The organism is Lachnoclostridium sp. An138 (assembly GCF_002160765.1).
In the GTDB taxonomy this organism is placed as follows: domain Bacteria; phylum Bacillota; class Clostridia; order Lachnospirales; family Lachnospiraceae; genus Laedolimicola; species Laedolimicola faecalis.
In genome coordinates this window covers 1-21,131 of the sequence record NZ_NFLF01000024.1, presented here as the reverse complement: position 1 = coordinate 21,131, position 21,131 = coordinate 1, and the positions used below count along the sequence as shown (strand labels likewise).

The following is a 21,131-nucleotide window of genomic DNA, read 5'->3' as shown; positions in this document are numbered from 1 at the left end:
TACAGAGAAGTCCATCACATATTAGGACAGAATACGGGATTCCATAGAATTTTTAGAATTGTTTAGAATTCCTTTATTGATTGTTATTTTGGAAAATGCTAGACTTCTTTCATACTGGCAGGCAGTTTGTCTGTCTGCCTTAAAACAACAGGAGAAAAGAATGAAAGAAGTCAAAAATAACAAGAAACCATTTATTTTTTATTACGCGGTTGTCATACTGATTATGATTCTGCTGAATCTCTTCCTGTTCCCGAATCTTTTGTCGCCCACGGTTACGGAAGTAGGGTATGATACGTTCCTGAGTATGCTGGAGGAGAAGCAAGTGCAGGAGGTACAGCTTGATCAGCAGGAGAATCAGATCATTTTTTCAGATAAAAGCGATCCTGTAAACTATTATGAGACGGGAATTTTCCCGGACCCGGATCTGCTCACCCGTCTGCAGGATGCGGGAGTGGAAGGAGGTTACGGAACGCAGATTATCGAACAGGTGTCCCCGTGGATGTCGCTTCTGATGTCTCTGGTGCCCTTTATCATTCTGATTGCCATCGGGCAGCTGATGATGCGGAGCGTCACCAAGAAGATGGGCGGAGCCATGGGAAATGCCATGACCTTTGGAAAGAGCAACGCCAAGATCTACGTGGAATCCACGACGGGCATCCGATTCTCTGACGTGGCCGGAGAGGATGAGGCGAAGGAAATCCTTCAGGAAATTGTGGATTTCCTGCATAACCCGGCCAAATATTCTGAAATCGGAGCTTCCATGCCGAAAGGAGCCCTTCTGGTGGGCCCTCCGGGAACCGGTAAGACACTGCTGGCCAAGGCTGTGGCAGGAGAGGCGAACGTACCGTTCTTTTCCATTTCCGGTTCGGAGTTCGTAGAGATGTTTGTGGGTATGGGCGCGGCGAAGGTGCGTGACCTGTTCCAGCAGGCCAATGAGAAAGCGCCTTGTATCGTGTTTATCGACGAGATCGATACCATAGGAAAGAAGCGTGACGGCGCGGGCTTCAGCGGAAATGATGAGCGTGAGCAGACTCTGAACCAGCTTCTCACAGAGATGGATGGTTTTGACGGGCGCAGGGGCGTTATGATTCTGGCGGCGACCAACCGGCCGGATTCCCTTGACCCGGCGCTGCTTCGTCCCGGCCGGTTTGACCGGAGGGTTCCGGTGGAGCTTCCGGATCTGCAGGGACGCGAGGATATCCTGAAGGTACATGCGAAGAAAGTCAAGCTTGGCGATAACGTGGACTTCAATGCCATCGCCCGCGCGGCGGCAGGGGCTTCCGGCGCGGAGCTGGCGAACATGATCAATGAGGCGGCCCTCCGGGCTGTCCGCCAGGGCCGCAAGTATGTGGTGCAGAGCGACCTGGAAGAGAGCGTGGAGGTGGTGATCGCCGGTTACCAGAAAAAGAATAAAGTCCTTTCTAACAAAGAGAAGCTGATTGTGGCATACCACGAGGTGGGCCATGCGCTGGTGGCGGCCCTGCAGACACATTCCGCTCCGGTGCACAAGATTACGATTATTCCCCGTACTTCGGGAGCTCTGGGTTACACCATGCAGGTGGACGAGGGTGAGCATAATCTGATGTCGAAGGAGGAAATCGAAAACAAGATTGCTACGCTGACCGGAGGCCGTGTGGCGGAGGAGCTGGTATTCCACTCCGTGACCACAGGCGCTTCCAATGATATCGAGCAGGCGACCAAACTGGCGAGAGCCATGATTACCCGCTTCGGCATGTCCGATGAGTTTGATATGGTGGCCATGGAGACTGTGACCAATCAGTATCTGGGCGGCGACACCTCTCTGGCCTGCTCGGCGGAGACTGCGGCGCTTATAGACAGGAAGGTTGTGGAGGTCGTAAAAACAGAGCATGATAAGGCAAGAAAGCTGATTTCCGAGAATATACGCAAGCTCCATGAGATTGCCAAGTTCCTGTATGAGAAAGAGACGATTACAGGCGAGGAATTTATGGAGGTGCTGGACCGGCCGTTGGAGGCGGCAGAAACCACTGTAGAAACCACAGCGGTATAAATTCTAAGAAAATACTTCCGAATCTCCGATTTTCGTATTATAATGAAAAATAAGAGAAAGAGGCCTGAGCCTGAGACCTTTGTCCGGCGGCGCAGGCCTTTTCCATTTGAGCGGACGGGAGTGGATGCGGGGATACCCGCTTTGTTATGAGAGATACGGCAGAATACAGGGCAGAAGAAAAGAACGATTTTACAGTGGGAGACATGAGGGGAAGCATCCTGCGCATTGCTGTTCCAATGATTATGGCACAGCTGGTCAACGTGCTTTATAACATTGTGGACCGGGTATACCTGGGGCATATGGAAGGCGATGGCCGTCTGGCCCTGACGGGCGTAGGCGTGGCTTTTCCTCTGATTACGATCATCAATGCCTTTGCCAATCTGTGCGGCAGCGGAGGGGCTCCCCTCTGTTCTATTGAAAGAGGCAGGGGAAACCTGAAGAAGGCGGAAGAGACCATGGGAAATTCCCTGGTGCTGCTTCTGCTTCTCGGCGTGGTCCTGACGGCCGCCGGCTATCTGTTCAAGACGCCCCTGCTCTATCTGTTTGGCGCAAGCGATCAGACGATTGCTTACGCGGACGGTTATCTGCAGATTTACCTGGCTGGAAATATTTTTGTCATGCTGGGACTTGGCATGAACCCTTTTATCCAGTCCCAGGGATTCGCGAAGACGGGAATGCTGACAGTGGTCATCGGAGCTCTTCTGAACCTGATTCTGGACCCGGTCTTTATCTATGGCTTCGGCTGGGGCGTGGAAGGGGCGGCTCTTGCGACGATCCTTTCCCAGATGGTATCGGCAGTCTGGGTGCTGGCGTTTCTGTGCGGGAAAAAAGCAATTTTAAAGCTCAGGCTGTCTGCGCTCCGGCCCCGGACTGAGCTTATGAAGCAGATTCTGTTTCTGGGACTGTCCGGCTTCACCCAGTCTGTGACCAATAGTCTGGTGCAGATTTTCTGCAACGCGTCTCTGCAGTTCTACGGCGGAGATTTGTATGTGGGGGCTATGACGGTCATCTATTCCATCCGGGAAGTGGTGCAGATGCCGCTGCAGGGCTTTACGCAGGGGGCCCAGCCGGTGCTTGGCTATAATTACGGAGCAAAGAGATACGGACGCGTCCGGGAGGGAATCCGGTTTGTCACCTTCGTGTCTCTGGCTTTTGCGTCCTTTGCCTGGCTGATTCTCATGCTGTTTCCCGGACAGCTTATCCGGCTGTTTAACGGGGAAGAGGAGCTTCTTGAGGTGGGAATCCTGTCTCTGCGCATTCATTTTGTGCTCTTTGTGTTTATGGCCTTCCAGTACGCGGGCCAGAATATTTTTGTGAGCCTTGGAAAGGCGAAGCAGGCTGTCTTTTTCTCTCTGTTCCGGAAGGTGATTCTTGGCGTTCCGCTGATTCTGCTTCTGCCCCATCTCTGGAATCTGGGCATCTATGGCGTGCTGGCGGCAGAGCCTGTCACCAATATCATCGGCGGACTGGCCTGCTACCTGACAATGCTGTATCTGGTGGGGCGGGAGCTGAAAGCCGGGGAAAGAGCTCAGAAGGGCTGACGATTTGTTCCCTTCCACAGACGCGGCGTGAACGGCAGTGCTTTGAGAATAATTTTTTTCATGTATGTGAAAGAAGACTTGCCACAGGCCGGATTCTTGTGTACAATTTTATAGGACAACAGAAAGCCTCCGGCGGGCAGAAAAAACGGGATTCTGACAGCCGGAGATCAAGATTATACGATGCAGGAGGGAAAAAGACATGTATAGCAAAGTGACAGATTCCGTCTATTATATAGGAACAGACGACAAGACCATCGACCTGTTCGAAAGCCAGTACGTGGTTCCGAACGGTGTTTCCTACAACTCTTATCTGATTATGGATGAGAAGGTGGCAGTGATGGATACGGTAGATCCGAGAGCGGAGGAAGCATGGTTTGCCAATCTGGAGGAAGCTCTGGGAGGACGGAAGCCGGATTATCTGGTAATCTCCCATCTGGAGCCGGATCATGCGGGAAATATTCAGAAGGCTGCTGAGAAATATCCGGATATGAAGCTGGTGAGCAACGCGAAGGTGTTTGCGTTCCTGCCCCAGTTTTTCGACCTGGACCTGACGGACCGCTGCGTGACGGTAAAGGAAGGGGATACTTTAAGCCTCGGTTCCCATACGCTGGCCTTTGTGATGGCTCCGATGGTACACTGGCCGGAGGTTATGGTGGAGTATGAGACTTCGGAGAAGATTCTGTTTTCCGCGGACGGCTTCGGAAAATTCGGCGCTCTGGATACGGAAGAGGAATGGGCGGATGAGGCGAGACGCTATTTCATCAATATCGTCGGAAAATACGGCGCTCAGGTACAGGCGCTTCTGAAAAAGGCGGCAGGCCTTGACATCGCGGCGATCTGCCCGCTGCACGGACCGGTTCTGAAGGAGAATCTGGGATATTACATCGGCCTTTACGATACCTGGAGCAGCTATCGTCCGGAGGAGCCCGGCATTGTGATTGCCAGCGCTTCCATTCATGGAAATACGATGAAGGCCGCGAAAGAGATGGCAGAGATTCTGAAAAGCAAGACGGACATTCCGGTAAAGGTATACGATCTGGCCCGGGATGATATGGCCCTTGTGATTGCGGAAGCTTACCGCTATGACAGACTGGTTCTTGCGGCAGCCAGCTATGACGGAGGCGTGTTCCTCTGCATGGAGGACTTCCTGACGCACCTGAAATACAAGGCATTCCAGAACCGTAAGGTCGGCCTGATTGAGAACGGAACCTGGGCTCCCTCCGCGGGACGGGTGATGAAGGGATACCTGGAGGAGATGAAGAATCTTCAGGTATGCGAGACCATGGTGACCATCCGCTCTTCCATGAAGCCGGAGAACCGGGAGACTATGGAGCAGCTGGCGGATGAACTGCTGGCCCAGTAAGGGACGCCGGAGAAGACAGCCTGCTGTCCGCAGATATGTGAGGACAGAGGCGGGAAAAGACATACTAGACTGACAGAAAAAGGAATTTGAGAGACATATGGCAGGAAGAAGGAGAAGAAGCAGGAGAAGCCGGGGCAGGAAGCTGTTCCTGGCGGTGCTGGCCTTGTGCCTGGCAGCGGTCTACCCCCTGCAGGAACAGCTCGCGGATGACGGCGGGAACTCAGGCGGAACAGGAAATGCGGCAGCGGAAGACATATCTGCTGCCGCTTCCGGCGTGTTCCGGGACGGTTCCACGCTGGAGGTGCATTACCTGGATGTGGGGCAGGGAGACGCCACGCTCATTGTCTGCGGAGACGGTGCCATGCTGATTGACGCCGGGAATAACAGCTGGGGAGACGATGTCCGGGATTATCTGGAGTACCAGGGAGTCGAAGACCTGGATTATGTGATTGGAACCCATCCGGACGCAGATCACATCGGAGGTCTGGATGTGGTGATGGAAGCGTTTGACTGTGGTACGGTGATTATGCCGGATTATGAGAAGGAGACCAAGACTTACGAGGAAGTCATTGACGTGATGAACCAGAAGGGGCTGGAGCTTACGCTGCCTCAGGTGGGAACGGTCTATGAGCTGGGAGAAGCGGCATTTACGATTGTGGCTCCCCAGGGAGATTACGGAGATAATGCCAATGACTATTCCGTGGGAATCCTGCTGGAGCACGGAGAGAACCGGTTCCTCTTTACGGGAGACGCGGAAGAGGATTCGGAGGCGGATATGCTGAACAGCGGTATGGACCTGTCCGCGGATGTGTTTAAGGCTGCCCATCATGGCAGCAGGACGGCCAATACGGAAGCTTTCCTGGAACGGGTAGACCCCGGTTATGTGGTGATCAGCTGCGGCGAGGGCAACAGCTACGGTCATCCCCATGCGGAGGTGCTGAACCGTCTCCGGGAAATGGGAATCAAGGTGTTCCGTACAGACGAGGAAGGGACCATTACAGCCACGTCTGACGGAAGCAGCATCACCTTCAATGTACCGCCCAGCGAGAGCTGGAAGGCAGGAGAGCCCGCAGGCTCGTAAGGCCTGCGGAAACAGGAGAACGGCAATGTGAGAATAGAAAGGAGGGGTGTAAATGGAGATTATCGAAGAAAAGAAACAGTTTGCGGTTCTGATAGATTCGGATAATATCAGCGCGAAATACGCGTCCAGTATCTTTAATGAGATTGAAAATTACGGATACGCGTCTTTCCGCCGCATCTACGGCAACTGGTCCAACAAGGCGAACGGCTGGAAAGAGGAGATTCTTCTTGAAAATTCCATCACGCCGGTACAGCAGTTTGCCTATACCAGCGGAAAGAACGCTACGGATATGGCTATGGTCATCGACGCTATGGACATTCTTTATTCGGGGAAGGTGGACGGTTTCTGCCTGGTAACAAGCGACAGTGATTTTACGCGGCTTGCCATGCGGCTCCGGGAAGAAAACATGTACGTGATCGGTATGGGAGAATCCAAGACGCCCATGGCCCTGACCAAAGCCTGCAATAAATTCATTCATCTGAATTTGATCAATAAGCAGGTGAATGACGAGGAGACCGCTCTTCCCGCAAACTCCCGGAAGAAGGGAGGCAGAGCTGCGGAAGAAGAACACGGAAGCGCGGTTACGCCCATTGCTCAGATTGAGGAAGCGGTGATTTCCATTATCAATGACAATGAGAACAAGGGAAAGATCACTTATCTGGGTGAGATAGGAAGCCGTCTGAACGACAAATTTACAGATTTTGACGTGCGTAACTATGGTTATACAAAACTGGTGGTATTTCTGGAGGACACCTGCCCGAGACTTTCCCTGTACCGGGTGGATTCTGCCTACGCGGTAGGCTTAAGCGGTCAGCTGGACCGCCAGAAGCTGGAAAAGGAGATCCTGCTTTTTGTGAAAAATAACGGAGGCCAGGTGGAGAATCTTTCACTGGTCTATGAAGAGATTCACAAGAAGCATCCTTCCTTTGATATCAAGGATTACGGCTACAGCCGCCTGTCCAGTTTTCTGCGGAGCATCCGCCAGCTTTCGGTAAACGGCAACCTGGTCAGCATCAAGGAGAAGAAATCATGAAAGAAGAACGTAAGGCGCTGAAACCGCTGGATGTGGTGTCCGGTTTTCTGGTACGCCCCGGCTTTTATGAAGTATATGGAGCGACAGCCCTGGAAGGGGCTGTCAACTTTACCGTGCACTCACAGGGAGCATCTTCCTGTGAGCTTCTTTTATATCACAGAAAGGAAGAAGAGCCCTACGCGGTGTTAAGGTTCCCGGATCATTATAAAATCGGTCAGGTGTATTCCATGATTGTGTTTGGCCTGGATATCGAGGAATTTGAGTACGCCTATCGGCTGGACGGCCCCTGGGACCCGAAAAAAGGGCTGCTGTTCGACCGGAAGCATGTGCTTCTGGACCCTTACGCCAGAGCCGTGACAGGCCAGAGTGTCTGGGGAGAAAGTCAGAGGAAGGACGGACTCTATCACGCGAGGGTAGTAAAAAACAATTTCGACTGGGGAGACGCGCCGGACCCCTTCTATGAGATGAGCGATCTGATTATCTACGAACTTCATGTGAGGGGATTTACCAAACATGCTTCCTCCGGTACAGAACATCCGGGTACCTTTGCGGGACTGAAGGAGAAGATCCCTTATCTGAAGGAGCTTGGCATCACGGCGGTGGAACTGATGCCGATCTTTGAATTTGACGAGACCATGGGAAAGCGGGAGGTAGACGGACGCCAGCTTCTCGATTACTGGGGCTACAATACGGTAAGCTTTTTCGCGCCGAATACCAGCTATACGGCGGCGGAGGAATATAACCGGGAAGGAAGAGAACTGAAGGAGCTGATCCGCGAGCTTCATCTGGCGGGCATTGAAGTGATTCTGGATGTGGTATTTAACCATACGGCGGAAGGCAATGAGCATGGTCCCTTCATTTCCTTTAAAGGCTTTGATAATCAGGTTTACTATATGCTGACGCCGGACGGCTATTATTATAATTTCAGCGGCTGCGGCAATACGCTGAACTGTAATCATCCTGTGGTTCAGGAGATGATTGTGGAATGCTTAAGGTACTGGGTCAGCGAGTACCGGGTAGACGGTTTCCGTTTTGACCTGGCAAGCATTCTCGGGCGCAGTGAGGACGGCTCTCCCATGAGCAATCCGCCTCTTCTGAAGCGGCTGGCCTTCGATCCGCTTCTGGGAAATACAAAGCTGATTGCGGAGGCCTGGGACGCGGGCGGGCTGTATCAGGTGGGAAGTTTTCCCTCCTGGAAGCGCTGGGCAGAGTGGAACGGAAAATACCGCGACACCCTCCGGAGCTTTCTGAAAGGGGAATACTGGCTGGCGCCGGAGGCCGCCAGCCGGATTACAGGCTCTCATGATCTGTATGCGGAAAATAAGAGCGGTTACAGCGGCTACAATTCCTCTGTGAATTTTCTGACCTGTCATGACGGCTTTACCCTGCGGGATCTGTACAGCTACAATGAAAAGCATAATGAAGCCAACGGGTGGAACAATACGGACGGAGCAAATGATAACCGCAGCTGGAACTGCGGGGCAGAAGGAGAGACAGATGATCCGGAAGTGAACCGGCTCCGCCTGCGTCTGATGAAAAATGCCTGCGCAGTACTTATGTGCAGCCGGGGGACGCCCATGTTCCTGGCCGGAGATGAGTTCGGGAATACGCAGTACGGCAACAACAACGCCTACTGTCAGGACAATGAGATTTCCTGGCTGGACTGGGGGCTCCTGGAGAAAAATCAGGAGCTGTTCCGGTTTTTCCGGTTTCTGATTGCCTTTAGAAAGAGGCATCCGGCAGTTACCCGGGAGCTTCCGGCAGCTATGTGCGGTTTTCCGCAGATCAGTATTCATAAAGAACATGCCTGGGATGGAAATCTGACTGCGGATACGAAGGCCTTCGGTGTCCTGTACGCGGGCTATGACGGAAGAACAGGCAGGGATGACCTGGTCTTTCTGGCGGTAAATCCCTGGTGGGAGGAGGTTTGGCTGGAACTTCCGGCTCTGCCGAAAGATGATGCATGGGAGATATGTGTCTGTACCGGAGAGGGAGAGGCCGGAGAGATTTATCCGGAAGGAAAATCCTGCGCCGGCCAGGATAAAATCTGTCTGAAGCCGAGAAGCGTGGCGGTTCTGGAAGGATGCCTGAAACGGCAGAACTGAACAGGGCGGCGGCCGTAAAAGGGATTACAGGCAGTTTCAGGGGCATTTTGCGCATAAATGGGCGTGAAACGCCCCTGTTTTATGCATTTTTTCACAGAAACCGGCGCTTTTCCTGTATTTTTTTGCAAAAAAGAATTGACAAATTTTATTTCCTGGGAGTAAGATAAGAAACGATATAGTAATATATCGAATTTCTATAAAGGAGGAAACTATTATGAAAAAGGCATTAAGCTTACTGCTGGTGGGCGCAATGACTCTTTCCCTCGCGGCATGTGGAAATTCTTCCAGTGACAGCGCGGAGACAGACAGCGCAGCCACAGAGGAGAGCACCACGACTGAAGCGTCGGACAGTGAAGGAAGCGGAGAGGCTGTCTTTAAGATTGGCGGCATCGGACCGATTACCGGAGGAACAGCCATTTACGGAACAGCCGTACAGAATGGTATTCAGATCGCAGTTGACGAGATCAACGCAGCAGGCGGAATCAACGGATATCAGATTAATTACGACTTCCAGGATGATGAGGGCGATTCCGAGAAGGCCATCAATGCGTATAATACTCTGAAGGACTGGGGCATGCAGGTTCTGGTAGGAACTGTTACCAGTGCTCCCTGTATCGCGGTTGCTGAGGAGACTCACAATGACAACATGTTCCAGATCACACCTTCCGGAACTGCTGTAGAGTGTGTACAGTATGAGAATACACTGCGTATGTGCTTCTCTGACCCGACACAGGGTACTGAGTCCGCAAAATACATTGGCGAGAACGGAATGGCTACCAAGGTAGCTGTTATCTATGACAGCTCTGACGTATACTCCACAGGTATCTATGAGGCATTTGCTGCTGAGGCTGCGAACCAGCCGTTCGAAATTGTGTCTGTTGAGGCTTTCACAGCTGACAGCAAGACTGATTTCTCCGTACAGGTTCAGAAGTCCAAAGAAGCAGGAGCAGATCTTCTGTTCATGCCTTTCTACTATACAGAGGCGTCCCTGGTGCTTGCTGAGTGCGACAAGCAGGGATATGAGCCGGTATTCTTCGGCTGTGACGGCATGGACGGCATCCTGGGCGTAGAGAACTTTGATGTGGCTCTGGCTGAGGGCCTGACCTTCCTGGCTCCGTTTGTTGCCAAGTCTGAGGATGAGATGGTTCAGAACTTTGTAACCAAGTATGAGGAAGCTTATGGCGAGACTCCGAACCAGTTCGCTGCTGACGCTTACGATTCCGTATATGTGGTAAAGGCTGCCATCGAGGCTGCCGGCGCTACTCCGGACATGAGCGCTTCCGATCTGTGTGATGCTATGGTAGGTGCTATGCCTTCCGTTACCTATGACGGCGTAACCGGAAAGAGCATCACCTGGACAGACGGCGAGCCGAATAAGGCGCCGCTGGTAGTACAGGTTGTCAATGGCGAGTACACCGAGCTGTAAATTCCGGATATAGACGGCTACCCAACAGAGGGAACCCTTAAAGGGGCTCCCTCTGTTTTTTGAAAACAGGAAGAATGGCAGCAGGGTCTTTGATTTTACTTGTGCAGGCTTTGGTTCTGTGCTATAATATAGTGCAAATTGTTGCTCTGACAGCCGGATTGTCCCTTACAGAGCCGGCAATGACTAAAAAGATAAAGAGGTGTTATGTATGATAGGATTTATATCCTACCTGGTGAATGGAATCAGCCTGGGAAGTGTGTATGCGATCATTGCCCTGGGGTACACCATGGTATACGGTATTGCGAAAATGCTGAATTTTGCGCACGGAGATGTTATTATGATCGGAGCTTTCGTGGTATTTTCCACGGTCAGCGGCGCAGGTCTTCCCCCGGTGATAGGCGTTCTGATCTCTGTGGTGGCCTGTACGCTGCTTGGCATGGCGATTGAGCGCATCGCCTACAAGCCTCTGCGCAAGGCTTCCAAGCTGGCTGTTCTGATTACGGCGATCGGAGTCAGTTATTTTCTGCAGAATGTAGCTCTTCTGATTTACGGAGCCAATACGAAATCCTTTACCTCTGTCGTAACGATAGAACCGTTGACTCTGGCAGACGGAGCCCTTGTAATTTCCGGAGAGACGATTGTGACGGTAGCCGCCTGTATCATCATAATGATTGGTCTGATGACTTTCATGAAATATTCCAAATCCGGACGGGCCATGCTGGCAGTGTCCGAGGACAGTGGAGCTGCGCAGCTCATGGGTGTTAATGTGAACTCCACCATTGCGCTGACCTTTGCGATCGGTTCCGCGCTGGCAGCCATTGCAGGCGTACTGCTCTGTTCTTCCTACCCTTCTCTGACTCCCTACACGGGTTCCATGCCCGGCATCAAAGCTTTTGTGGCAGCAGTCTTCGGCGGTATCGGTTCCATACCCGGAGCCTTTATCGGCGGTATTCTTCTGGGTGTCATAGAAATTCTGGGAAAAGCCTATGTATCTTCCCAGCTGGCGGATGCCATTGTGTTTGCCGTGCTGATCATTGTGCTGCTTGTGAAGCCGACTGGTCTTCTCGGCAAGCAGATTCAGGAGAAAGTGTAGGTGAATGGAATGAAAACGAAAACTCATAATTTAAGCAGGACAACAAAGAGCAATATCATCACCTATGGAATAGTGGTGGCAGCTTATATTATTGTAGAGATATTTCTGCGTGCCGGTATGGTATCCAGTCTTCTGGAAGGACTTCTCGTACCCCTGTGTATGTATGTGATTCTGGCGGTGTCTCTGAACCTGACAGTGGGTATTTCCGGTGAGCTGAGTCTGGGACACGCAGGCTTTATGTGTGTGGGAGCTTTTTCGAGCGCTTTCTTTTCCAGATGCATGGAGGAGATGATCCCGGCAGCAGGCATCCGCTTCACTCTGGCCATTCTGATTGGTACGGTGTTTGCGGCTCTGTTCGGAATTCTGATCGGAGTACCGGTACTCCGTCTTAAAGGTGATTATCTGGCCATTGTGACGCTGGCTTTTGGTGAGATTATCAAGAACGTGGTTAATGTGATTTATCTTGGACGCGACAGCAGAGGGTTTCACATTTCCACAAAGGACAGTATTTCCCTGGGACTGGAACAGGGAGGCGACGTGATCATCAAAGGACCGCAGGGAATTACAGGCACGCCGAATGATTCCACTTTCCTGATTGGAGTCGTTCTGATTTTGATTACGCTTTTCATTGTGATAAATCTGATCAATTCCAGAACCGGACGGGCGATCATGGCTATCCGGGATAACCGGATTGCAGCGGAATCCATAGGTATCAATGTGACAAAATACAAGCTTCTGGCCTTTTCCGTTTCAGCGGCGCTGGCTGGTACGGCAGGTGTTCTTTACGCGCATAACCTTTCTACCCTGCAGGCGCAGCCCAAAAACTTTGGATATAACATGTCCATTACGATTCTTGTATTTGTAGTTCTGGGAGGCATAGGAAACATTCGGGGCTCTATGATTGCGGCTGTGGTTCTCACCCTTCTTCCGGAGCTGTTAAGAGGGTTGAACGATTACCGTATGCTGATTTACGCGGTAATCCTGATTGCTACGATGATCTTTACCTCCAGTCCGGGAGGACAGGAGATTCAGGAACGGATTAAGCTGTTCTTTGAACGAAAGAAGACGAAGGAGGCATAGAAAAATGGCACTGCTGGAAGTAAAAAATCTGGGAATCTCCTTCGGAGGCCTGCGTGCTGTAGACGATTTTAACCTGACTATTGAGCAGGGCGAGCTGTACGGTCTGATTGGACCCAATGGTGCGGGAAAGACGACGATTTTCAACCTGCTGACAGGAGTATATAAACCTACGGATGGTTATATCATGCTGGACGGGGAGAATATTACCGGGAAAAAGACCATAGAGATCAACAGACACGGCATAGCCCGTACCTTTCAGAATATCCGTCTCTTCAGTGAACTGACCGTTCTGGACAACGTGAAGGCAGGACTTCACAACCATCATCCTTATTCCACTTTGACAGGCATTCTGCGTCTGCCGAAATATTATCGGGTGGAAAAGGAAATGAATGAGCGGGCCATGGAACTTTTGAAAGTATTCGGTCTGGATAAGGAAGCGTACTATAAAGCTTCCAATCTGCCTTACGGGCAGCAGAGAAAGCTGGAGATCGCCAGAGCGCTGGCGACTGATCCGAAACTGCTGCTTCTGGATGAGCCTGCGGCGGGCATGAACCCCAATGAGACGCAGGAACTGATGAAGACCATCCGTTTTGTGCGGGATGAGTTCCACATGACTATTCTTCTGATTGAACATGATATGAAACTGGTGTCCGGCATCTGTGAGAGATTGACGGTTCTGAATTTCGGACAGATCCTGGCAGAGGGCGAGACCACGGCGGTACTGAACGATCCGAAGGTCATCGCGGCTTACCTTGGAGAATAGGAGGAACGAGTAGTTATGGCAATGCTGGAAGTCAAGGATATAGAAGTATTTTATGGCGTGATTCAGGCTATAAAAGGAATTTCTTTTGAGGTCAATGAAGGAGAGGTAATCGCTCTGATCGGAGCTAACGGCGCCGGAAAGACGACGACGCTTCAGACTATTACAGGCCTGATTTCTCCGAAGAAGGGCCAGATTTTCTTCGAGGGACAGGAGATTACCCACGTTCCGGCCCACAAGATCGTGTCCATGGGCATGGCCCATGTTCCTGAGGGACGGCGTGTATTCGCACAGCTTTCTGTTCTGGATAACCTGAAGCTGGGCGCTTTTACAAGAAAAGATAAGGAAGAGATAGAGGAGACTCTGATTCGGGTATATAAGCGTTTTCCACGTCTGGAAGAAAGAAAGAATCAGATCGCGGGTACGCTGTCAGGCGGTGAGCAGCAGATGCTGGCTATGGGACGGGCGCTTATGTCCCACCCGAAGATTATCCTGATGGACGAGCCCTCCATGGGTCTTTCCCCCATCTTTGTAAATGAAATTTTTGATATCATTCAGGAGGTCAGCAAAAGCGGCACCACGGTGCTTCTGGTGGAGCAGAACGCGAAGAAGGCGCTCTCTATCGCAGACAGAGGATATGTTCTGGAGACAGGACGGATTGTGCTGGAAGGCAATGCGAAGGATCTGCTGGATAATGAACAGGTGAAAAAAGCCTATCTGGGTGAATAAAATGGATAGGGAAGGGCGGCATATGAGAAGTCTGTGTCGCTCTTTTTGCGCGATATGCCCGCAGTATCGCTCCGGACAGGGAAAGATGCTTTTCCTGTCCGTTCAATGCAGAAAAGCCTGTCTGGAGGGAAGACATGAAGGAAGAGTATGAAATCGTGGAACATTCCCAGATTGAGGATTTGAATATTTTTCTGGTAGAGATGACATACCGGTGTCCCCATATGCATCGGGAGTTTGAGATCTGCATGATTCTTTCCGGAGAAGTCGCGGTCTATACGAACCGGCAGAGACAGGACTTCCGAAAGGGAGATTTGATTTTATTCAATCCCCGGCAGACTCATGAGCTCCATGGTCTGACGGAGAATTCCCTGATCCTTTCTGTGCAGGTGGCTTCCGGTTTCTATAAAAGGATTTATCCGGAAATTTCAAGACTGGAGTTTGGAAGCATTGCTTTGGCAGACGGAGATAAGCAGCTGAGGAGAAGAATGCAGTCGCTGATTTTAAAGCTTGCTTCCGCATATCTGAAAAAGGAGGAAGGATATGAATTCTTTTGCATGGCCTATCTGTCGGAATTTTTCGGGGAACTGCTGCGCAGCCAGCCCTGCCATCTGATTTCGGAAAAGGAAAAATCAGAGCGTTATACGAAGGGGAAGCGGATGAGCCGTATCATGGACTACGTGGAGAACCACTTTACGGAGAAGCTGCTGCTTTCGGATATATCTGAGCTTGAGGGCCTTTCTGTCTACTATCTGTCTCATTTTTTCAGGGAAATGCTGGGGATTTCCTTTCAGGAATACATCGCTCTGCGGCGGTTTGAGCGTGCCAGAAAGATGGTGGAGCAGACAAACAGAAGCATCACGGAGATCTGCATGGAGTGCGGATTTTCCGATTACCGCTATCTGAATAAGATCTATCAAAAACAGCTTGGCTATACTCCCATGGAATACAGAAGCAGCCATGAAATCTCAGTTTTAAGAGACAGGAAAGAGGAGGATGTGATCAATACACAGACCTTCTGTTCCACAGAGGACAGTCTGGAGATTCTGAAAATTGCGGAAGAGCGGTATGGAAGATAGAGAAAATCAATGAGTGTCAGAAAGACGCCTGCAGAGAAGACTTTTCAGTCTTTTCAGGGGCGTCCTTTTTGTATGGGGAGAAAAAGCTTCAGGGAGAAAACAGCAAATTAATCTGTGGGAAAAGTTAAGATAAGCAATGCGTCCATCCGCCTTTCATACTATATTGTATTTATATTAGTACAATATATAAAGGAGGTCAGACATATGTCCAGATTCAGATTTTCCGTAGGACCATGGAACATACATCCGGGAGCAGACTCCTACGGTCCAGAAACCAGAAAAGATATTCCCATTGAGGAAAAATTTAAAAAATTTGCCGAGCTGGGATTTTCTGCGGTTCAGTTTCACGATGACGACGCGGTTCCGAACATCAATCAATACACGGAAGAAGAGATCAGGGAAAAAGCACGGGAAATGAAAGCGCTGCTGGATAAATACGGACTGGCAGCGGAGTTTGTGGCTCCCCGCCTCTGGATGGATTCCCATACGATAGACGGCGGTTTTATGAGTACCCGGGCGGAAGACAGAGAGTATGCCATGTGGAGGGCGTATCGTTCGATTGATATTGCCAGAGAGCTGGGCTGTGATCTGATTGTACTGTGGCTGGCCCGCGAAGGAACCCTCTGCGCGGAGTCCAAGTCCCCGGTGTGGGCCACGAAGATGCTGATTGAGGCAATCAACAAGATGCTGGAGTATGATAAGACCATCCGGATCTGCATCGAGCCAAAGCCCAATGAGCCCATTGACCGGAGTATCTGCGGAACCATGGGGCACGTCATGGCGGTGTCCGCGGCGACCATCGATCCTTCCCGGGTAGGAGGAAATCTGGAGAGCGCCCATGCGGTACTGGCAGGCCTTGACCCGGCTCATGAGATTGGCTTTGCGCTGGCTATGGGCAAGCTGATGACGGTGCACCTGAATGATCAGAACGGAATGAAATACGATCAGGATAAGAGCTTTGGCGTGGAGAATCTGCGTGCTGCCTTTAATCAGGTAAAGGTTCTGAAAGAGAACGGATATGGAGAACATGGGGAGTATGTGGGGCTGGATGTGAAAGCCATTCGGACCACGACGGATGAGGACAGCTATAAGCATCTGGAAAACAGCCTGAAAATCTTCAGGGCCCTGGAGGAAAAGGTAGACCGTTTTGATTATGAATTCCAGAAGAAATGTGTGGAAAACAGAGATTTTGAAGGACTGGAAATGTATGTGATGGAGCTTTTGATGGGTCTGAAATAGACAGAGCGTGAGGAAAAGAGAGAGGAAAGGAGAGGACGGAAAATGGCAAAGCTTAGGTATGGAATGGTCGGCGGAGGCCCCGGAGCCTTCATTGGAGACGCTCACAGAAAGGCAGTCAGTCTGGACGGAACAGCAGAGCTTGTGGCAGGCTGCTTCTCCAGAACACCGGAGAAGACGCTGGAACAGGGAAAAGCGCTGGGACTGGAGCCGGAGCGCTGCTATGCCAGCTATCAGGAGATGGCGGAGGCAGAAGCTGCGCGGGAGGACGGGATCGATTTTGTTGTGATTGTGACGCCCAACAATACCCATTACGCCATTGCGAAGGCTTTTCTGGAAGCAGGAATTCATGTGGCCTGCGACAAGCCTCTGGTTACTACGGTTCAGGAGGCGGAGGATCTGAAGAAGACGGCGGATGAAAAGGATCTTCTCTTTATGGTGACCTATACCTATACAGGTCATGTAACGATGAAATATATGCGGGACCTGGTGAAAAACGGAGAGATCGGAACGATTCGTACTGTGATGGCAGAATATCCGCAGGGCTGGCTTTACGATGAAAACAGCTGGGGCGGCAAGCAGGGAGAATGGCGCTGTGATCCCGCCCAGTCTGGAAGAGTGAACTGCCTGGGAGATCTGGGAACTCATGTGGAAAATGCCGTGGCCACTGTGACCGGGCTGAAAATCAAGCGGGTGCTGGCAAAGATGGATGTGGTCGTTCCCGGGCGGAAGCTGGACGACAACGATCAGATTCTGGTGGAATATGAGGGAGGCGCCACCGGAATCAACTGGACCAGCCAGTTTGCCATCGGCTGTGACAACAGCCTGCGGCTCCGGATCTACGGCTCCAAGGGTACGCTTCTGTGGTTCCAGGAAAATCCGGAAGAAGTGATTCTGATCCGGGAAGACGGCATTGCCCGCTCTGTAAAGCGCGGTTATGGAGCTGTAACGCCGGATGCGGCAAAGTACGGACGACTGCCCTCTGGTCATACGGAGGGATGGCTGGAGGCCATGGGAAATCTCTATGACAGTTTCGGGGCCTGTGTGAAGGCGAAAAAGGAAGGACATTTCACGCCGGAGCTCATCGATTATCCGACGATAGAAGAAGGCGTGGCCGGACTGAAATATGTGGAGGCCTGTCTGGAAAGCAACGCAAAAGGAAACGTGTGGGTAGAAGTATAGAGAGAGGAGGACAAAAGGATGGCAAGACCGGTAACGCTTTTTACGATTCAATGGGGTGATCTTCCGCTGGAAGAGATCTGTAGGCTCGCGCAGCAGATGGGATACGAGGGACTGGAGCTGGCCAAAGACGCTCACTTCAATGCGGCGAAGATGGCAGAGACTCCGGCTTACGCTGCAGAAATCAGAGAAACTCTGGCAAAATACGATCTGGGCTGCTGGGCCATCAGCGCGCACCTGACCGGACAGTGTGTATCGGATTCCCTTCCGTGGGCTTACGATCCGCGTCTGGACGGCTTTGCGCCTTCTGCTCTTGCGGGAAAACCGGATGAGATTCAGAAATGGGCTGTGGAAGAGATGAAGATTATGGCCCATGCAGCGAAAAATCTGGGCGTGGATGTGGTGACTTTCTTTATGGGCTCCCCCATATGGAAATTCTGGTACTCCTTCCCTCAGACTTCTGAAGAAATGGTGGAAGAGGGGTATCAGAAGGTAAAGGAACTCTGGACGCCGATTATGGACGAATATGATAAATGCGGCGTGAAGCTTGCCCTTGAGGTGCATCCCACCGAGATTGCTTTTGACTACTGGAGCACGAAGAAGCTGCTGGATACCTTTGAGTGGAGGCCCACCCTTGGAATCAATTTCGATCCCAGCCACCTGATCTGGCAGGGAGTAGATCCGGCCATGTTCCTCTTTGATTTTGCAGACAGGGTATACCATGTACATATCAAAGACGCAAAACTGAATCTGAATGGAAGAAACGGAATTCTCGGTTCCCATATTACCTTTGGGGATCAGAGAAGAGGCTGGAATTTTGTTTCTCCGGGCCATGGAGACGTGGATTTTGATAATATCATCCGTGTGCTGAATCAGAAGGGCTACACAGGGCCGCTGTCTATCGAGTGGGAAGACAGTGGAATGGAGCGTGTATTCGGAGGAACGGAGGCCTGCGAGTTTACAAAGCAGATCAATTTCTCGGCTTCTGATTTCGCTTTTGACGATGCGCTGAAAAACGAGTAAGACAGGAAATTCCGCTGTGCCGGGGGCGTGCGCCCCTGGCACGCGGATTCTGCAGGAAGGAAAAAGCAGAGGCAGGAGGGAAAAACATGCGGAAGGGAATCTGTGTGGCGGGAAATTTAGTCGTAGACATCACCTATCCCATAGAACGCTGGCCCAGGCAGAGTGAATTGACGACGATCACAGAGGGGATAACCCGCTCCGTGGGAGGGGCTGTCTGTAATGTAGTTACCGATCTGGCCAGGATGGACAAAAGTCTGCCATTGTCTGCCCTGGGCGTCATCGGCCAGGATGCGGAGGGCGATTTTATTCTGGAACAGCTTGGGAAGTACAGGAACGTGGACCTGAGCCTGCTTGGACGAAAGGGGGCTACCTCCTTTACGGCGGTTATGAGTGACAACAGAACAAAGGCCAGAACCTTTTTTCAGTACCGGGGCGCAAACGCTCTTTTTGATGAGAGTTTTATCGACTGGGAGAAAATAGACGCGGAGCTTCTGCATGTGGGATATATTCTTCTGCTGGACGCTCTTGACCAGGAGGATGCGGAATACGGAACGAAGATGGCGCGGCTTCTGGCAGAAGCCCGGCGGCGGGGTCTGAAGACCTCCATCGATGTGGTGACAGAGACGGGAGACCGTTTCCGGACGCTGGTTCCTCCGGCTCTCCGGTATACCGATTACTGCGTGATCAACGAACTGGAAGCTCAGCAGATCACGGGCGTGCCACTCAGGGACGAGAGTGAAAAACTGTATCCGGAAAACATGAAAGAGGCCCTGGAACGAATGAAAGAGCTGGGTGTCTCCACATGGGCAGTGATTCACTGTCCTGAGGGCGGATACGGATTGGATGAAGAAAACAGATATGTGAGCCTGTCAAGCCTCAGACTGCCGGAAGGCTATATCAAGGGAACGGTGGGAGCGGGAGACGCTTTCTGCGCGGGAGTGCTTTATGGGGCGCAGAAGAGATGGGCGCTTCCGGAAAGCATCCGCCTTGGCACCTGCGCTGCCGCGGCATCCCTTTCAGAGCCGGGGGCCTCAGAAGGAGTAGGGACGGCAGAAGAAGTTCTGAAGCTCTGGGACAGATTTGGCTGATGGGAGGAAAATGGAAAAATGAAAGCAGTCATGTACGGAGGCGGCAATATCGGCCGCGGCTTTATCGGAATGCTGTTTTCCATGTCGGGCTATGAAGTGACCTTCATTGATGTGGCGGAACCGGTCATCGAAGGGCTGAACCGGGAGAAGAAATATCCGGTGCGGATCGTATCCAGCGAAGGCCATGAGGATATTGAGGTGACAAACGTCTGCGCGGTAAATGGAAACGATCAGGAAGCGGCCGCAGAAGCAATTGCGGAAGCAGATATTATGGCCACGGCGGTGGGCGTCAATGTGCTGAAATATATTGTTCCCAATCTGGCAGCAGGAATCCGGAAGAGAATGCAGAGGCAGGGCGGTCCGCTGAACATAATCATCTGTGAAAATCTGCTTGACGCCAACAAGGTGCTGGAAGGGATGATCAAAGAAAAGCTGACAGAGGAAGAAGCGTCCTGGTTTGAGCAGAATATCGGGCTGGTGGAAGCGTCCATCGGAAGGATGGTGCCGGTGCAGACAGAGGAGATGAAGGCAGGAAATCCCTTACGCGTCTGCGTGGAGCGGTACGGGTTTCTCCCGGTGGATAAGGCGGCCTTCAAGGGCGGAATACCGGAGATTCAGAATATGATTCCCTTTGAGCCCTTTGATTTTTATATCAGAAGAAAGCTGTTTGTACACAATATGGGCCATGCGGTCTGCGCCTATCTGGGACTTTATACCCACAGGGACTATATTTCTGAGGCGATTGAAGATCCCTGTATTCAGAACATTGTGCAGAATGCAATGCTGGAAAGTGCCCTGGCGCTTTCCAGAGCCTATGGGGTATCGGTGGAACCGCTGATCCGCCATTTTCAGGATCTTCTGATGCGGTTCAAAAACCGGGCGCTGAAGGATACCTGCAGCCGTGTGGGCGGAGATCCGAAGCGGAAGCTTTCTCCCACGGACCGGCTGACCGGCGCGTCCCTGCTCTGCCTGGAAAATGGGATTTATCCGGTGTTCATCAGCGTGGGTACGGCCGGCGCCGTCTATGAATATATTCGGGAATCGGGAGAGGAGCAGAGCATGGAGAAGGCCAGACAGGTGCTGGGTACGATCGCGTGTCTGGAAGAGAGCAGCCCGCTCTGGTTCTACATCCTGCCGTTTTACCAGCGTTATATGGATGGCGTGAGCGTCCGCGAAATCATGGATTTCGCGGAGAAAATGCGGAAACAGGAACAGAAAGAGGTAGTATAGATACGCTGAGCCGGGGGGGGGGGGGGGGGGGGGGGGGGGGGGGGGGGGGGGGGGGGGGG

At 51.8% G+C, this 21,131-nt stretch carries 17 protein-coding genes; all 17 read left to right on the top strand.

From position 1 onward, the window contains the following. Window positions 1–160: 160 nt before the first annotated feature. The 17 genes from ftsH (at window position 161) to B5E82_RS15275 (ending at window position 21,072) form a co-directional block, all read left to right on the top strand. Window positions 161–2,029: an ATP-dependent zinc metalloprotease FtsH gene (gene ftsH, locus B5E82_RS15360; RefSeq protein WP_087308418.1), complete on the top strand. Its 1,869-nt coding sequence runs from the start codon at window positions 161–163 to the stop codon at window positions 2,027–2,029. 146 nt (window positions 2,030–2,175) lie between these two features. Continuing rightward, complete coding sequence (locus tag B5E82_RS15355) at window positions 2,176–3,570, top strand: MATE family efflux transporter (RefSeq protein WP_087308417.1); 1,395 nt, start codon at window positions 2,176–2,178, stop codon at window positions 3,568–3,570. Window positions 3,571–3,769: 199 nt separating this feature from the next. Then, window positions 3,770–4,933 carry an FprA family A-type flavoprotein gene (locus B5E82_RS15350; protein WP_087308416.1) on the top strand — a complete coding sequence of 388 codons (1,164 nt, stop codon included), beginning with the start codon at window positions 3,770–3,772 and terminating at the stop codon, window positions 4,931–4,933. Window positions 4,934–5,030: 97 nt separating this feature from the next. After that, window positions 5,031–6,014 (top strand): ComEC/Rec2 family competence protein, encoded by a 984-nt coding sequence (locus B5E82_RS15345; protein ID WP_087308415.1) that lies wholly within the window; start codon window positions 5,031–5,033, stop codon window positions 6,012–6,014. Window positions 6,015–6,066: 52 nt separating this feature from the next. After that, window positions 6,067–7,047: an NYN domain-containing protein gene (locus B5E82_RS15340; protein WP_087308414.1), complete on the top strand. Its 981-nt coding sequence runs from the start codon at window positions 6,067–6,069 to the stop codon at window positions 7,045–7,047. Beyond that, window positions 7,044–9,152 (top strand): glycogen debranching protein GlgX, encoded by a 2,109-nt coding sequence (gene glgX / locus B5E82_RS15335; RefSeq protein ID WP_087308413.1) that lies wholly within the window; start codon window positions 7,044–7,046, stop codon window positions 9,150–9,152. Before B5E82_RS15340 ends, glgX begins: the two co-directional genes overlap by 4 nt. A 211-nt stretch (window positions 9,153–9,363) precedes the next feature. Beyond that, entirely contained in the window at window positions 9,364–10,578 is a 1,215-nt protein-coding gene (locus B5E82_RS15325) for an ABC transporter substrate-binding protein (RefSeq protein ID WP_334293291.1), read from the top strand. A 211-nt stretch (window positions 10,579–10,789) separates the two neighbouring features. Next, window positions 10,790–11,671 carry a branched-chain amino acid ABC transporter permease gene (locus B5E82_RS15320; RefSeq protein ID WP_087308445.1) on the top strand — a complete coding sequence of 294 codons (882 nt, stop codon included), beginning with the start codon at window positions 10,790–10,792 and terminating at the stop codon, window positions 11,669–11,671. Between the two features lie 9 nt (window positions 11,672–11,680). Beyond that, on the top strand, window positions 11,681–12,751 hold the full coding sequence (locus tag B5E82_RS15315; RefSeq protein WP_087308444.1) for a branched-chain amino acid ABC transporter permease: 1,071 nt from the start codon (window positions 11,681–11,683) through the stop codon (window positions 12,749–12,751). Window positions 12,752–12,755: 4 nt separating this feature from the next. Beyond that, window positions 12,756–13,514: an ABC transporter ATP-binding protein gene (locus tag B5E82_RS15310; protein ID WP_087308410.1), complete on the top strand. Its 759-nt coding sequence runs from the start codon at window positions 12,756–12,758 to the stop codon at window positions 13,512–13,514. 15 nt (window positions 13,515–13,529) lie between these two features. Next, complete coding sequence (locus B5E82_RS15305; protein ID WP_087308409.1) at window positions 13,530–14,240, top strand: ABC transporter ATP-binding protein; 711 nt, start codon at window positions 13,530–13,532, stop codon at window positions 14,238–14,240. A 134-nt stretch (window positions 14,241–14,374) separates the two neighbouring features. Next, a complete protein-coding gene (locus B5E82_RS15300) occupies window positions 14,375–15,316 on the top strand; it encodes an AraC family transcriptional regulator (protein WP_087308408.1) in 942 nt (313 codons plus the stop codon). 204 nt (window positions 15,317–15,520) lie between these two features. After that, window positions 15,521–16,555, top strand: a complete 1,035-nt coding sequence (locus B5E82_RS15295; RefSeq protein ID WP_087308407.1) for a TIM barrel protein — start codon at window positions 15,521–15,523, stop codon at window positions 16,553–16,555. A gap of 42 nt (window positions 16,556–16,597) precedes the next feature. Continuing rightward, window positions 16,598–17,734 carry a Gfo/Idh/MocA family protein gene (locus B5E82_RS15290; protein ID WP_087308406.1) on the top strand — a complete coding sequence of 379 codons (1,137 nt, stop codon included), beginning with the start codon at window positions 16,598–16,600 and terminating at the stop codon, window positions 17,732–17,734. Between the two features lie 18 nt (window positions 17,735–17,752). Further along, window positions 17,753–18,754 (top strand): sugar phosphate isomerase/epimerase family protein, encoded by a 1,002-nt coding sequence (locus tag B5E82_RS15285; RefSeq protein WP_087308405.1) that lies wholly within the window; start codon window positions 17,753–17,755, stop codon window positions 18,752–18,754. An 86-nt stretch (window positions 18,755–18,840) separates the two neighbouring features. Continuing rightward, on the top strand, window positions 18,841–19,842 hold the full coding sequence (locus B5E82_RS15280; protein ID WP_087308404.1) for a carbohydrate kinase family protein: 1,002 nt from the start codon (window positions 18,841–18,843) through the stop codon (window positions 19,840–19,842). Window positions 19,843–19,860: 18 nt separating this feature from the next. Then, window positions 19,861–21,072: a hypothetical protein gene (locus B5E82_RS15275; protein WP_087308403.1), complete on the top strand. Its 1,212-nt coding sequence runs from the start codon at window positions 19,861–19,863 to the stop codon at window positions 21,070–21,072. Window positions 21,073–21,131: the final 59 nt, after the last annotated feature.

Excerpts from the sequence above, each read along its gene's own strand:
- ftsH (WP_087308418.1), top strand. The coding sequence starts at position 161 with ATGAAAGAAGTCAAAAATAACAAGAAACCATTTATTTTTTATTACGCG.
- B5E82_RS15355 (WP_087308417.1), top strand. The coding sequence starts at position 2,176 with ATGAGAGATACGGCAGAATACAGGGCAGAAGAAAAGAACGATTTTACA.
- B5E82_RS15350 (WP_087308416.1), top strand. The coding sequence starts at position 3,770 with ATGTATAGCAAAGTGACAGATTCCGTCTATTATATAGGAACAGACGAC.
- B5E82_RS15345 (WP_087308415.1), top strand. The coding sequence starts at position 5,031 with ATGGCAGGAAGAAGGAGAAGAAGCAGGAGAAGCCGGGGCAGGAAGCTG.
- B5E82_RS15340 (WP_087308414.1), top strand. The coding sequence starts at position 6,067 with ATGGAGATTATCGAAGAAAAGAAACAGTTTGCGGTTCTGATAGATTCG.
- glgX (WP_087308413.1), top strand. The coding sequence starts at position 7,044 with ATGAAAGAAGAACGTAAGGCGCTGAAACCGCTGGATGTGGTGTCCGGT.
- B5E82_RS15315 (WP_087308444.1), top strand. The coding sequence starts at position 11,681 with ATGAAAACGAAAACTCATAATTTAAGCAGGACAACAAAGAGCAATATC.
- B5E82_RS15310 (WP_087308410.1), top strand. The coding sequence starts at position 12,756 with ATGGCACTGCTGGAAGTAAAAAATCTGGGAATCTCCTTCGGAGGCCTG.
- B5E82_RS15305 (WP_087308409.1), top strand. The coding sequence starts at position 13,530 with ATGGCAATGCTGGAAGTCAAGGATATAGAAGTATTTTATGGCGTGATT.
- B5E82_RS15300 (WP_087308408.1), top strand. The coding sequence starts at position 14,375 with ATGAAGGAAGAGTATGAAATCGTGGAACATTCCCAGATTGAGGATTTG.
- B5E82_RS15295 (WP_087308407.1), top strand. The coding sequence starts at position 15,521 with ATGTCCAGATTCAGATTTTCCGTAGGACCATGGAACATACATCCGGGA.
- B5E82_RS15290 (WP_087308406.1), top strand. The coding sequence starts at position 16,598 with ATGGCAAAGCTTAGGTATGGAATGGTCGGCGGAGGCCCCGGAGCCTTC.
- B5E82_RS15285 (WP_087308405.1), top strand. The coding sequence starts at position 17,753 with ATGGCAAGACCGGTAACGCTTTTTACGATTCAATGGGGTGATCTTCCG.
- B5E82_RS15280 (WP_087308404.1), top strand. The coding sequence starts at position 18,841 with ATGCGGAAGGGAATCTGTGTGGCGGGAAATTTAGTCGTAGACATCACC.
- B5E82_RS15275 (WP_087308403.1), top strand. The coding sequence starts at position 19,861 with ATGAAAGCAGTCATGTACGGAGGCGGCAATATCGGCCGCGGCTTTATC.